Annotated in this window: 13 protein-coding genes; 5 read left to right on the forward strand and 8 right to left on the reverse strand. The window is 58.6% G+C overall.

Annotated elements, in window-relative coordinates:
* Nucleotides 1–18: 18 nt before the first annotated feature.
* From EV660_RS12800 to EV660_RS12830, 7 genes are all read right to left on the reverse strand, one after another.
* Nucleotides 19–591 (reverse strand): cob(I)yrinic acid a,c-diamide adenosyltransferase, encoded by a 573-nt coding sequence (locus tag EV660_RS12800; RefSeq protein ID WP_071480373.1) that lies wholly within the window; start codon nucleotides 589–591, stop codon nucleotides 19–21.
* A 1-nt stretch (nucleotide 592) separates the two neighbouring features.
* Nucleotides 593–799, reverse strand: a complete 207-nt coding sequence (locus EV660_RS12805; protein WP_071480374.1) for a twin transmembrane helix small protein — start codon at nucleotides 797–799, stop codon at nucleotides 593–595.
* An 86-nt stretch (nucleotides 800–885) separates the two neighbouring features.
* Nucleotides 886–1,740, reverse strand: a complete 855-nt coding sequence (locus tag EV660_RS12810; protein WP_071480375.1) for an SDR family oxidoreductase — start codon at nucleotides 1,738–1,740, stop codon at nucleotides 886–888.
* On the reverse strand, nucleotides 1,715–3,121 hold the full coding sequence (locus EV660_RS12815; RefSeq protein WP_071480376.1) for a sigma-54-dependent transcriptional regulator: 1,407 nt from the start codon (nucleotides 3,119–3,121) through the stop codon (nucleotides 1,715–1,717). The genes EV660_RS12810 and EV660_RS12815 overlap by 26 nt, the downstream gene beginning before the upstream one ends.
* Nucleotides 3,118–3,456, reverse strand: coding sequence for an Hpt domain-containing protein (locus tag EV660_RS12820; RefSeq protein ID WP_157798920.1), 339 nt, complete (start codon nucleotides 3,454–3,456; stop codon nucleotides 3,118–3,120). The genes EV660_RS12815 and EV660_RS12820 overlap by 4 nt, the downstream gene beginning before the upstream one ends.
* 167 nt (nucleotides 3,457–3,623) lie before the next feature.
* A complete protein-coding gene (locus EV660_RS12825; protein ID WP_071482014.1) occupies nucleotides 3,624–5,516 on the reverse strand; it encodes a propionyl-CoA synthetase in 1,893 nt (630 codons plus the stop codon).
* Between the two features lie 206 nt (nucleotides 5,517–5,722).
* Nucleotides 5,723–8,002, reverse strand: coding sequence for an NADP-dependent malic enzyme (locus EV660_RS12830; protein ID WP_071482015.1), 2,280 nt, complete (start codon nucleotides 8,000–8,002; stop codon nucleotides 5,723–5,725).
* A gap of 97 nt (nucleotides 8,003–8,099) precedes the next feature.
* Between EV660_RS12830 and EV660_RS12835 the strand changes: the two genes are divergently transcribed.
* The 5 genes from EV660_RS12835 (at nucleotide 8,100) to EV660_RS12855 (ending at nucleotide 12,301) form a co-directional block, all read left to right on the forward strand.
* Nucleotides 8,100–8,558 (forward strand): cytidine deaminase, encoded by a 459-nt coding sequence (locus tag EV660_RS12835; protein WP_084634814.1) that lies wholly within the window; start codon nucleotides 8,100–8,102, stop codon nucleotides 8,556–8,558.
* Complete coding sequence (locus EV660_RS12840; protein WP_071480379.1) at nucleotides 8,558–9,760, forward strand: phosphopentomutase; 1,203 nt, start codon at nucleotides 8,558–8,560, stop codon at nucleotides 9,758–9,760. Before EV660_RS12835 ends, EV660_RS12840 begins: the two co-directional genes overlap by 1 nt.
* Nucleotides 9,757–10,746: an adenosine deaminase gene (locus tag EV660_RS12845; RefSeq protein ID WP_071480380.1), complete on the forward strand. Its 990-nt coding sequence runs from the start codon at nucleotides 9,757–9,759 to the stop codon at nucleotides 10,744–10,746. Before EV660_RS12840 ends, EV660_RS12845 begins: the two co-directional genes overlap by 4 nt.
* Nucleotides 10,743–11,378 (forward strand): uracil phosphoribosyltransferase, encoded by a 636-nt coding sequence (upp, locus tag EV660_RS12850; RefSeq protein WP_071480381.1) that lies wholly within the window; start codon nucleotides 10,743–10,745, stop codon nucleotides 11,376–11,378. Before EV660_RS12845 ends, upp begins: the two co-directional genes overlap by 4 nt.
* 77 nt (nucleotides 11,379–11,455) lie before the next feature.
* Entirely contained in the window at nucleotides 11,456–12,301 is an 846-nt protein-coding gene (locus EV660_RS12855) for an SPOR domain-containing protein (protein WP_134013936.1), read from the forward strand.
* Between the two features lie 43 nt (nucleotides 12,302–12,344).
* Here the strand turns inward: EV660_RS12855 and EV660_RS12860 are convergent, their stop codons facing one another.
* Entirely contained in the window at nucleotides 12,345–13,139 is a 795-nt protein-coding gene (locus tag EV660_RS12860) for an inositol monophosphatase family protein (RefSeq protein ID WP_071480383.1), read from the reverse strand.
* Nucleotides 13,140–13,578 lie beyond the last annotated feature (439 nt).

The raw sequence follows: 13,578 nt of genomic DNA on the forward strand, positions 1-13,578 counted from the left end.
TTTTGACAACTGGGGGCGCTAACGGTTCGCGCCGGGAACCCAAAGAATGTCATCGGCCCCGTTATTATTGGCAATACGGCCCGCAACGAAGAACCAGTCGGACAAACGGTTCAGGTATTTCACCGCCGATTCGTTCACCGTCTCCATTGCCGACAGTGCCACGGTTTCCCGTTCGGCCCGGCGCGCGATGGTCCGGCAGACATGCAGATGCGCCGCGAGGGCAGAGCCACCGGGCAAGATGAAGCTGCGCAAGGGTTGGAGATTAGCATTCATGCTGTCAATCTCGGATTCCAGCCTGTCTATCTGCGATGGGATGATGCGCAGGGGTGTGTATTCCGCTTCGGCGTCGCGTTCCATATCGGGGCGGCACAGGTCGGCGCCCAGATCGAAAAGGTCATTCTGAATTCGCGAAAACGCAGCGACCATGTCACCTGTGGCGTGCAGGCGCGCAACACCGATTGCGGCATTCAACTCATCCACAGTGCCATAGGCCGTGACGCGCTGCGCGTGTTTGGCCACGCGCGCGCCATTGCCAAGGGCGGTCTCGCCCGCGTCGCCGGTTCGGGTATAGATCTTGTTCAGCACGACCATCTCAGGCTCCTTTAGAACGGAAATAGACAAAAATCATGATCAGCACGACCGCGCCAAATTGCGCATAGATACGCCAGCGCATCATGCGGTTGCCGTGTTTGCGGTTAAACTCTCCGCCGCGCGCGAAACCGCCAATGCCCACGGCCAGAACGACCAGAACCACCAGCGACGCCGCAGCGGCAAGCAGAAAAAGTGGGTCAGTCAGCATGGCGCATTCCTTCTTCGCAGGGCGTGTCGTTGGTGCAGCAACTTAGCGAGGTTGCGCGTGATTGCGACCCTTAATCTTGCACCCGGTTACAATTTGCCAAGGATCCAGTCCAGCGCACGTGTGGGCAAGACCCGTCGGATACTGCCCAGCAGTCGCGTGGGTGTGGTGACATAGTAGCGTGGTTTGGGGCGCCGTGCCTCGATCGCGTGGATAAGGCGGCGGGTCACGGCTTCGGGGGGCAGTTCAAAGAAATCGGGGTCGCGCTTGTCATACAGACGCGCCAGCAGGCTGTCGCGATATTGCTCTGCGCGGGGGCTGTTCTGCCAGTCGATCCAGGCCTCGAAATGCGGGATCGAATTTTCGCGGATCCGCGAGGTTATCGGACCCGGTTCGATCAGGCAGACGTGAATGCCAGTGTCTGCAAGTTCCAGCCGCATCACATCTGTCAGCCCTTCAAGCGCAAATTTCGTGGCCACATAGGCCCCGCGCCATTTCAAGGCCGCCAGCCCCAGCACGGAAGAATTCTGCACGATGCGGCCATGGCCCTGCGCACGCATGACCGGCAGGACTTGTCGTGTCAGCTCATGCCAGCCGAAAAGATTTGTTTCGAATAAAGCGCGCAATGCATCGGTGGGCAGGTCTTCGGTTGCGCCCGGAATGGCATAGGCCCCATTATTGAATAGCGCATCCAGCGTCCCGCCCGTCGCATCCAGCACCAGACGCATCGCGCTACGAATGGACACTGTGTCGGTGTAATCCAGCCGGAGACTTTCCAGCCCCTCGTTGCGCAGGCGGATGCAATCATGTTCTTGTCGGCAGGTCGCAAAGACATGCCAGCCCCGGGCATGAAGCGCATGTGCTGCATGATAGCCGATCCCTGAGGAACAGCCAGTGATCAGAATGCTGCGCGCGCGGTCAGTCTTTGGGTTTTGTCCATACATCGCGTTTGCGGTAGATGGTCGAGGGGGCGATGTCCAGTTCGCGGGCGGCTTGCGGAATCGACCCCGCGTGCCGCTCGATCGCGGCCATGACAGCGCGCTGCTCGATCTCTGCCATCGTCAAGCCTTTGATCGCCGCCTCAAAGCCGTGCAGCGCATCATCGTGCTTCGCGTTAGGATTGGACGTGTGCGCATGGGTGATCATGTCTTCCGGCAGCATTTCATCGGTCAGGTTTGGCCCCTGGTACAAGACGACCGCATGGCGCAATACGTTGATCAGTTCCCGAATATTTCCGTGCCACTGTTGGTTCAACAATATGCGCGCAGCATCATCCGATACTGTTGTGAATGTCTTGCCTTCCTGCCGCGCGATGCGGACCAGAAAACTTGTGGCCAGTTGCACGATGTCATCGCCGCGTTTGCTGAGCGGTGGCACCGTTAACGGAATAACGAAAAGCCTGTAATAGAGGTCTTCGTTCAGGCGGCCTGCATGCATTTCTTCGGTTGGGTGGACGCGGGCGCAGCTGATCAGGCGAATATCAATTGGTACGGGTGCAGCACCGGCAGCAGGGGTGTAGCTGCCAGCTTGCAAAACGGAAACCAGCCGCGCCTGTAACTCTGCGGGCATGTCCTGCGGGTTTTCTAGCAGCAGCGTGCCACCATCTGCGTTTTTGAACACACCAGCAGTTTCGACCCTGTCGCCATTTGTGCCCGCCACGCTGCCAAACAACATAGCTTCCAACTCGTCGCTGGGATGCTCTGAGCAATTGATGCTAACCAAAGGTCGTGTCGCGCGCTGCGATTGTTCATGTACCATGCGCGCTATGGTTTTCTTGCCGGTCCCTCTTTCGCCAAGAATAAAGACTGGGGCCATTGATTTCGCGACCGCTTTGATCTTCTGGGTCAGGTGCCGCATCACGTCCGAATTGCCCAGAAAATCTGCCAGCGGCAGATTATATGGGGTGTGCAGCAAGGCTTTGGCCGCACCTGACTGTGTCCGGAATTCTGACAGGGCATTGGCGACTGCCGCAACAAGACGCTGGTCACCCAGTGGCTTTACCAGAAATTCATAGGCCCCTTTGCGGGTGGCCTCGAGCGCCTTGTCGATAGACCCGTTGGCCGTGATGACAATCACGCGCGTTGTTGGTTGTTTTGCCAGTATCTCGCGCATGACGGCCATACCGTCCATGTCGGGCAGCATGAGGTCCAACATGATGACACCGGGCCTGTGCACATCGAATTTTTCGAGCGCCTCGGTCCCATTTGTCGCGCTGATTGCGCTGTAACCAGCCCTGTTCAGCACTGTCCGATACAGCATCAGCAGCGATGGCGTATCTTCTACCAGTAGCAGTTGCCCCGCCGAAGATGATCCATCAGCGCTCATAACGATGTCCCTTCGGGATAGTCCCGGATCAGTTTTGTCAATGCGTCGCAAGTTGCAAGGATTTCTGCGCGCGCTTCTACAACGTCCTGAAGATGGCCAAGGTCACAAAGTGCTTCCGCCTTGGCGCATTGGCGGCTCAGCGATGTGGCACCAACGGTCAGCGCTATGCCGCGCAACTCGTGCAAGGCACGCCGCGCCAATTCCAGCCCTTGCCGTTTGTCCGTTGATGCCACGCCAAGCGCTTCAATAAAATGCGTCTCGCACCGCGCAAGATCAGCGACAAATTGGTCGCTTAGCGCGCGCCCTCCCAAACTCAGAAGTGCGTCCAATTGCATTTGATCACATATCCGGGCTGTCATGGGTGCCTTTGCGAGAAAGGGGAGACGATCAATTCGCCCTGCAATAAAGAGTATTCAATCTTAAAGTGATTTACATTGTTCTGAATCAACTGCCAACCTAGACGAAAGCGTAAGCGCTATACGCTTACGCAACGTCAACTTTGTCAACTTCTTGCATATCCTAGCTTTTTAAGCTCCACCGCAATCTCGTCCAAGATTATGGGGTCGTCAATAGTTGCAGGTACCTTGAACGGTTTGCTGTCTGCTATGTTGACCATCGTGGCCCGCAATATCTTGCCAGAACGGGTTTTGGGCAATCTATCGACCACAACAGCAAGCTTGAAGGCCGCGACCGGGCCGATCTGATCACGCACAAGTCGCACGCATTCATCAACAATCTCGTCATTCTTGCGATCAGCACCTTTGTTCAGGCACAAAAAGCCCAGCGGCAACTGGCCTTTCAGGTCATCTGATACGCCAATCACGGCGCATTCTGCCACATCTGGATGGCTGGCCAGAACTTCTTCCATCGCGCCGGTCGAAAGCCGGTGCCCGGCCACATTGATCACGTCATCCGTGCGGGCCATGATATAGACATAGCCATCCTCATCCATATAGCCCGCGTCACCCGTCGCATAATAGCCGGGAAACTGGTCTAAATAGCTTTTGTGAAAGCGTGCTTCTGCGTTCCATAGGGTGGGCAACGTGCCAGGGGGCAGGGGCAGTTTGAGCGCAATCGCACCCAATGTGCCGGGGGGCACCGGGTGGCCACCTTCGTCCAGCACCTGCAGGTTATAGCCCGGCATGGCAACAGCGGGCGAGCCGAGTTTGACGGGGAGGGCTTCGTAACCCACAGGGTTTGCGGCAATGGCCCAGCCGGTTTCGGTTTGCCACCAGTGGTCAATGACTGGCACTTTCAACTGTTCTTGCGCCCAGATGATCGTGTCAGGGTCCGCGCGCTCGCCGGCCAGATATACGGTCTTGAGGCAAGAGAGGTCGTATTTGCCGACATAGTCGCCCTTCGGGTCTTCGCGCTTGACTGCGCGAAAGGCGGTGGGCGCGGTGAAAAAACTTTTGACCTTATGTTCGGAAATCACGCGCCAGAAGGTGCCCGCATCGGGTGTGCCAACGGGTTTGCCCTCAAACACAATCGTCGTGTTGCCCGTAATCAGCGGCGCATAACAGATGTAGCTGTGCCCCACGACCCAACCCACGTCCGATGCGGCCCAGAACACGTCGCCGGGATCCACATTGTAGATATTCTTCATCGACCAGTTCAGCGCCACCAGATGCCCGGCGGTTGCGCGAATCACGCCCTTTGGCTGGCCTGTCGTGCCAGAGGTATAGAGGATATACGCCGGATGGCTCCCTTCGACAGGAACGCAATCAGCGGGGGCTGCATCTTTCACGAATTCGGCCCAGTCATGGTCACGCCCTGCAATCAGCTCTGCCTGAAGGGCATCGCGCTGCAAGATCACGCAGAAATCCGGCTTGTGGGTGGCTTCGGCGATAGCGCCGTCAAGCAGGGGTTTATAGGCGACAACGCGCCCCGGCTCTATCCCGCAAGATCCTGCGATCACACATTTCGGTTTCGCATCATTGATCCGCACAGCCAGTTCATGCGCCGCAAAGCCGCCAAATACGACCGAGTGAATTGCCCCCAGCCTTGCACAGGCGAGCATGGCCATCAGGGCCTCTGGCACCATTGGCATATAGATGATTACCCTGTCCCCCTTGGTGACCCCCTGCGCGGACAGTGCGCCGGCCAGCTTTGCGACTTGGTCGCGCATTTCGCGATAGGTCAGGCGGGTGATCGAGTTGGTGACAGGGCTGTCATGAATCACGGCGAGCTGATCTGCGCGCCCATTTTCAACATGACGGTCGAGAGCGTTCCAGCATGTGTTGACCTGCCCATCCCTGAACCACTCAAAGAGCGGGGCCTTGTCGTCAAACAAGGCTTTCGATGGCGGGGTCGTCCAGTCTATCGCTTGCGCCTGTTCCATCCAGAAGCCGTTCGGGTCGGTGATGGATCTTTGATGAAGTTGAGCGTAGCGCATGTGGTTCCCTCCCAAGATATGCCGCAACAAGGAATAGACGACAGGGAAGCCGCGCTGCAATGCCTGTTACCGGCAACACTCTGGGCCAACGCAAAAAAATTTGCAAAACTCACACGCTTTTTGGGGTAAGATTTGCAAACTTATGGGCGGTCAGCGCAGATTTCAGGGTGCGCGCGCGGCTTTGCAAACTTGCGGTGGCAAGTTTGCTAGCCGTATTGCGCAACCGGCGTCCCTGCCAGTGCCGACATGTTCAGCAACCCACGCGCCGTGATCGAGGGGGTCACAATATGCGCTGTATTCGCCATTCCCATCAGGATCGGCCCAACCTCCAGCGCGCCCCCGCGCGCTTTCAGGATATTGCGCACACCGCTGGCGGCATCGGTATTGGCAAAGATCAACACATTCGCAGGCTCTGAAAAGCGGGCATTCGGCATCAGACGTGCACGCAATTCAGGGTCAAGGGCGGCGTCAACATGCATCTCGCCTTCATAGTCGAAGTCCACGCCCTGCGCGTCCAGTATCTCAAGGGCGGCCCGCATGTTGCGCCCCGAAGGCGTGTCGAGGTTGCCGAACTGGCTGTGTGAACACAAGGCAATCTTCGGTGCTATTCCAAACCGGCCCACATGGCGCGCGGCACCAATGGCGGTTTCGGCAATCTGTTCGGGTGTGGGGTTTGGGTGGACCTGCGTATCGGCAATGAACAGATTGCCCTCTTGCTGGATCATCAACGACAGGGCGCCTACCGGGTGGCGTTCGGCATTGCCCAGAATCTGGGTGACATAATTCAAGTGCCACAGGAACTGCCCGAATGTGCCGCAAATCAGGCTGTCGGCGTCACCCCTGTGCACCATGATTGCGCCAATCGCCGTAGTGTTGGTGCGCATGATCGCGCGGGCAAGGTCGGGGGTTACTCCGCGGCGCTGCATGATTGAATGATAGCTTTGCCAGTAATCGCGGTAGCGCGGGTCGTCCTGTGGGTTGACCAATTCGAAATCGCGCCCGGGCTTGATCGACAGGCCCGCGCGTTCAAGGCGCATCTCGATCACGTCGGGGCGACCAATCAGGATGGGGACTTCGACGGTTTCTTCCAACATGGCCGACGCCGCGCGCAATACGCGTTCATCTTCGCCTTCGGCAAAGACAATGCGCCGCTCTGTCTGACGGGCGGTCTCAAAGACCGGGCGCATGATCATGGCAGAGCGGAAGACAGAGGCATCCAGTTCCGCCTTGTAGGCTTCAAGATCCGCAACCGGACGCTTTGCCACGCCAGACTCCATCGCCGCCCTGGCCACAGAACTTGCAACAACCCCCATAAGGCGCGGATCGAAGGGCTTGGGGATTAGGTAGTCAGGGCCGAAACTTAGCTGCTCGCCCTTATAGGCAGCGGCGGCTTCGGCGCTGGTCGTGGCGCGGGCCAATGCGGCGATCCCCTCGACACAGCCAATCTGCATGGCGTCATTGATCTCGGTCGCGCCGACATCCAGTGCGCCCCGAAAAATGAAGGGGAAACACAGGACGTTATTGACCTGATTCGGGAAATCAGAACGGCCAGTGGCAATGATCGCATCCGGTGCAACTTCGCGTACGACATCTGGCAGGATCTCGGGCATCGGGTTTGCAAGTGCGAAGATGATCGGGCGGGCGCTCATCTTTGCCACGTGTTCTGGTGTCAGAACTCCCGGGCCAGACAGGCCAAGGAACAGGTCTGCGCCTTCGACCACCTCGCTCAGGCTGCGCTTGTCGGTTTTTTGGGCAAATGCGGCCTTCTGCGGGTTCATGTCCAGCTCGCGGCCTTCATACACAAGCCCGTGAATGTCACATAGCCAGATATTCTCGCGCCTTACGCCCAGTTTCACCAACATGTTGAGGCAGGCGATTCCGGCAGCGCCGCCGCCTGTGCTGACGATCTTGATGTCTTCAAAGCGTTTGCCCACGACGCGCAACGCATTCGTCGCGGCGGCGCCTACAACGATAGCGGTGCCGTGCTGGTCGTCATGGAAAACCGGAATGCCCATCCGCTCGCGGCAGATTTTCTCAACAATGAAGCAGTCAGGGGCCTTGATGTCTTCAAGATTGATTGCGCCAAAGGTCGGCTCCATCGCGCAGACAATCTCGGCCAGCTTCTCTGGGTCGGATTCGTCCAGTTCGATGTCGAAACAGTCAATATTGGCGAATTTCTTGAAAAGCACGGCTTTGCCTTCCATCACCGGCTTGGATGCCAGTGCGCCGATATTGCCTAGCCCCAGCACCGCTGTGCCATTGGTCACCACCGCCACCAGATTGCCGCGCGTCGTATAGCGGGCCGCGTCATCGGGGTTGGCCTTGATCTCCATACAAGCTTCGGCCACGCCGGGAGAGTAGGCGCGCGACAGATCATAGCCATTCGCCAATGGCTTGGTCGGGCGCACCTCTAGCTTACCGGGGCGGGGGAATTCATGATACAAAAGCGCCGGGTGGCGTGCGTCATCTGTCAAGTTATCAGGCATGTTTTCTCCCTCCGGCGGCATTTGTTTAGCATTAAACAAATATTTTCTGACGACAAGTCCGGTTTTCTGGCACTGGTGTTCCTGCTTCTGATGCGACATGTCGCTCTTGGCTTGCAAAGCGCCTGCTTGCAGCGCAAAATCCGCAAAATTGCCGGAGGTAAGAATGTCGCTCTATGATGCCGCATGCAAGGTGCGCGAAAACGCCTATGCGCCCTATTCCGATTTCAAAGTGGGCGCGGCGCTGCGTTCTGGGTCCGGCGCGGTATATGTTGGCTGCAATGTCGAGAATGTCGCCTATCCAGAGGGGACCTGTGCAGAAGCAGGGGCGATTGCCGCGATGGTGGCCGCAGGTGATACGACGATCACCGAACTTGTCGTGGTTGCCGACAGCCCCAGCCCTGTCCCCCCTTGCGGCGGGTGCCGCCAGAAAATAGCGGAATTTGCGGCGCAGGATGTGCAGGTGACATTGTGCTCGCTTCAGGGCGCGCGGCTGACGGTGAGCGTGGCTGAATTGTTGCCTGGGGCTTTTGGCGTTGGTCATATGGATCAGGCGTGATGCCGCGCGCTTTTCTTGTTGTGCTCGATTCTGTGGGATGTGGTGGTGCGCCGGATGCGGCGGATTTTGGCGATGAGGGGGCCAATACACTGGCCCATATCGCGCAGGCTTGTGCCGCGGGGCAAGCCGAGGTCGGGCGCAGTGGCCCCCTGACATTGCCGGTTTTGGACGGGCTTGGGCTTGGCGCGGCAATCCGTCTGGCGTCGGGGGCGCAGACTCCGGGGTTACAGGCCGTTCCAACAGGGCGCTGGGGGGCAGCAACCGAAGCCTCGCTTGGAAAGGACACGCCATCCGGGCATTGGGAACTGGCAGGGGTTCCTGTGCCGTGGGACTGGACTTACTTTCCAAGAACCACGCCTGCCTTCCCGGATGCTTTGGTCCGGCAAGTCTGCGCTCTGTCCGGAACAGAAGGAATTCTGGGTAATTGCCATGCAGCCGGAATCCCGATTATCGAGGAATTGGGGCCAGAGCATCTGCGCAGCGGTTGGCCGATCTGCTACACTTCGGCAGACAGCGTCTTTCAGATTGCCGCGCATGAAGACGGGTTCGGTCTGGAGCGGTTATATGCCCTTTGCATAGCGCTTGCGCCCGTCCTGCATGAGATGCGCGTTGGTCGTGTCATTGCGCGCCCCTTTGTCGGCGATGCGCAGCGCGGGTTTTCGCGGACGGGCAACCGGCGCGACTTTGCGATTGCCCCACCTGCGCCAACCTTGTGCGATTGGGTGCAAGCTGCCGGTGGGCATGTACATGCCGTGGGTAAAATCAGCGATATCTTCTCCGGAAAAGGGATCAATGCCGTGCATAAGGGTGCCGATGACCTTACACTTTTCGAACATTTATTGCGGCTGATCGGCGAGGGAGAGGATAATTCCTTGACCTTTTGCAACTTTGTTGAATTTGACAGCCTGTATGGCCACCCGCGCGATGTGGCCGGCTATGCCCGCGCGCTGGAACGCTTTGACAAGGTCGCGGGGCTGGCATTGGCACAGTTGCGACCGGGGGATATGATGGTTATCACCGCCGATCATGGCAATGATCCGACAGCCCCGGGCACCGATCACACACGAGAGCGGGTGCCTGTTCTTGTGGCAGGCACCGGCGCGGGTGAGATTGGGCATTGCGCCTTCTCTGATGTTGCCGCAAGCATCGCGGCGCATCTCAGCATCCCGGCGCAGGGCCCCGGACGGAGTTTTCTGCCATGATCGATTTGCGCCCGTTGCCGAAGGTGGAATTGCACCTGCATCTGGAAGGCGCAGCACCGCCAGAATTTATCCGCAGCCTTGCTGCGCGCAAAAAGGTTGACCTGTCGAAAATCTTCGATGAACGCGGCAATTATGCCTATTCCGATTTCCCGGATTTCCTGCGCGTGTATGAAGCGGCTTGCACGGTCTTGACCAACCCGCAGGATTTTCACGACCTGACCCTTGCGGTGCTGGAACAATCGGCCAGTCACAATGTCCTCTATTCCGAAGCCTTCCTGTCGCCCGATTTTTGCGGTGGCGGCGACCTGATCGCGTGGCGTGACTACCTTGCCGCGATGGAAGCAGCCGCCGCCACGGCAGAGGCGCAGGTGGGGATCACCTTGCGCGGCTGTATCACATGCATCCGCCATTTCGGCCCCGTTCAGGCCCGCCAGATCGCGCGCTGCGCACAGGAAACGGCGGGGGCGTTCATAACAGGGTTCGGCATCGCGGGGGATGAGACGCAGTTTCACCCGCGCGAGTTTGCCTATGCATTCGACGCTGCGCGCGAAGCGGGGCTTGGGCTGACGGCACATGCCGGCGAATGGGGCGGGCCGGATTCGGTGCGTGACGCGCTGGAGCACCTGCGCGTCTCGCGCATCGGGCATGGGGTGCGCGCCATTGAGGATGACGCCTTGGTTGCGCATCTGGCCGAAAGCGGGACCGTGCTGGAAGTCTGTCCCGGATCGAATAGCGCCTTGGGCCTGTATCCGCAGATTATTGCGCATCCGATTGACAAATTACGGCGCAAGGGGGTTTTGGTGACCGTCTCCACCGATGACCCGCCGTTTTTTCACACTGATATGACGCGCGAGTATCAGGGCCTTGCCAATGCCTTTAATTGGCAAGACGAAGATTTCGCCCAGATCAACAATACCGCCTTGAATGCGGCTTTCTGCGACGCGCAGACCCGCACCGCACTTTGCAAGAAACTGGAGGCCAAATGACCCATCCCAAGCTTACCCTCGTCGATCACCCGCTTGTGCAGCACAAGCTTTCGCTGATGCGCGACGCGCGCACGCCGGGGCCAGATTTTCGCCGGCTTTTGCGTGAAATCAGCCTGTTGCTGACCTATGAAGCCGCGCGCGACCTGCCGTTGAAGACCCAGACCATCACAACACCGCTGACAGACATGGACGCACCTGTTCTGGCTTGCGCAGACCCGGTCGTCGTCTCGATCCTGCGGGCGGGCAATGGGCTGCTGGACGGCGTGTTGGATGTGATCCCGACGGCCAAGGTCGGGTTTGTCGGCCTGTATCGCAACGAGGAAACCCTGCGGCCCGTGCAGTATTATTGCAAATTGCCAACGGAATTGTCTGACCGGCTGGTGATTGCGGTCGACCCGATGCTTGCAACGGGCAATTCCTCTGCTGCCGCAGTATCACTGCTGAAAGACGCAGGCGCGACAGATATTTGTCTGATATGTCTGCTGGCCGCCCCTGAAGGTGTGGAGTGCATGGCGCGCGAACATCCCGATGTGCGCATCGTCACGGCCTCGGTCGATTCGCATCTCAATGAGAAAGGCTATATCGTGCCCGGACTAGGGGATGCTGGCGACCGTATTTTCGGGACGGTATAGCCGCGACCCAAGGGGAATTAGCCTTTGCTTTATGGGGGCTATGGGTGCATTCTGCTGCTGTGACCATGGGGGATTTGATGAAGAGATTTTGGATGGCTTGTGGCCTTGCGGCCGGGCTTGCATCGATGGGGCAGGCACAAACCAATGGCCTCGGCCCGGCTGAGCTGCCACCCGCCGGGTTTGAGGGGCGTGAATATGTCGATAGTCGTGGCTGTGTGTTCCTGCGCTCGACCTTTGGGGGCGAGGTGACGTGGATCCCGCGCTATGGACCAGACCGCCAACCAGTCTGCAACGGGGCCCCAAGCACTGAGGTGCAGGCCGAAGCGGCACCAGAAGCAGAGGTCGCTGACGCGGAAACGCCCCCGGCAGAAGAACAGGCGGCAGCCGAAACTACGCCTGCGCCAGTTGCGCAACCTAGGCCAGCCGCCGCACCTGCACGCGCCACGACCCAGCCACGCAGGCCCGCCCTGCCACGCGCGGACGCCTCTGGGCGCCATCCGTCCTGCCCGTCAAGCGCCCCTTATGGACAGTTGGTTGACACCACGCTGGGCCGCCCGCTGGTGCGGTGTGTGATCAGCCCGGCATTGTTCCTTGACCCGATCCACAATGGCCCAAGCTATGACCCGAATGCGCCGATCGCCCTGCCGGATGGTGGCCAGAATCATGGGCATAAAACACCCCATCGCCCTGTCGGGGCATATGGGGCTGTCGTCCAGGTGGGCAGTTTTGCAAACCCGTCCAATGCCACGCGGCTGCGCGCCAGATTGCTGAATTCCAGCCTGCCTGTGCGGGTTCACAGATCGCAAGGGTATGACGTGGTAACGTTGGGACCGTTCAGTTCCACAACCGATGCCCAATCTGCGCTGGGAACCGTGCGTCACATGGGGTTTTCCGACGCCTTTATCCGCAGTCGGGGCGGGTAAAACAGAATGAATTTGGGCCAGCATGACTGGCCCATTTCAACGCTTACTCTGGCCGCGTGCGAATGATCTTCGCGAAATTCTGAAAAATCTCGGCATTTGCGGCGATCACCTCGCCGCGCTCGAAAATGCCTTCGCCATCACGAATGGGGCCGGTGAAACCACCTGCTTCGCGCACCAGCAATAGCCCGGCGGCAAGGTCCCAAGGCTTCAATTCACGTTCCCAGAAACCGTCATACCGCCCCGCCGCGACATAGGCGAGGTCTAGCGACGCCGCCCCCCAACGCCGCACACCGGCGCAGGCGGGCATAAGCTGCGCCAGATCATGCAGGGTGGCGGGCAGCGTTTTCTTGTTGGCAAAGGGCACGCCGGTCGCAAAGATGCATTCGATCATCGTGTTGCGGTTGGACACGCGCATACGCTTGTCATTCATGAAGCAGCCCATGCCCTTTTCGGCCACGAACATCTCGTCCTTGGCCGGGTCGAACACCACCGCCGAGACGATCTCGCCCTTGAACTCCAGCGCAATGGACACGGCCCAATGCGGCAACCCGTGCAGGAAATTGGTGGTGCCATCCAGCGGGTCAACGATCCAGCGGCGGGTGGGGTCTTTACCCTCCAGCGGCGCGGATTCTTCGCCCAGAAAGCCGTAATTGGGGCGCGCTTCCATCAGGTCTTCGCGGATGATCTTTTCGGCAGCAATATCGGCGCGACTGACGAAATCACCCGCGGCCTTGCTGGAGACCTGCAAATTCTCGACCTCGCGGAAGTCCTTGACCAGAGCGCGGCCTGCCTTGCGGGCGGCCTTGATCATCAGGTTGAGGTTTGCACTGCCTTGCATCCGAACGGCTCCTAGATTGGGTCAGTGGGCGCTATACGCCGGGATGGGGGGGATGTGAAGGGGGAACGCGCTTCCGCGGGCGTGGGTGAGTGATAGAGGGCTTGGAGATGAAGCGTATGAAGAAAGGGCAGCTTATGAGATAAACGAGAGATGTCACACACTATAAGCATAAGAAATTAAAAAACACTTGCCTCGCATCAAATACAATGCAACCTTCGATAAAAGAAGCGTAAAAAGTGATGTTTCACGACAGTATCGTCGTTAATAGTTACCAAATAGGACATCTCAAATGAAAGTTTTTTGTTGGAACTTCAGAGGATTTAGGTTTGCAAAGATCGACCTATCTAGGCTCCAGACTCATTGATATTCAAAGCCAGAACAGCACGGTTGCGGCCAGCGCGACGGCTGAGAGGAACACCTTTGGGCATCTGTCATAGCG

The sequence above is a fragment of the Roseinatronobacter bogoriensis DSM 18756 genome (assembly GCF_004366635.1).
Taxonomy (GTDB): Bacteria; Pseudomonadota; Alphaproteobacteria; order Rhodobacterales; family Rhodobacteraceae; genus Roseinatronobacter; species Roseinatronobacter bogoriensis.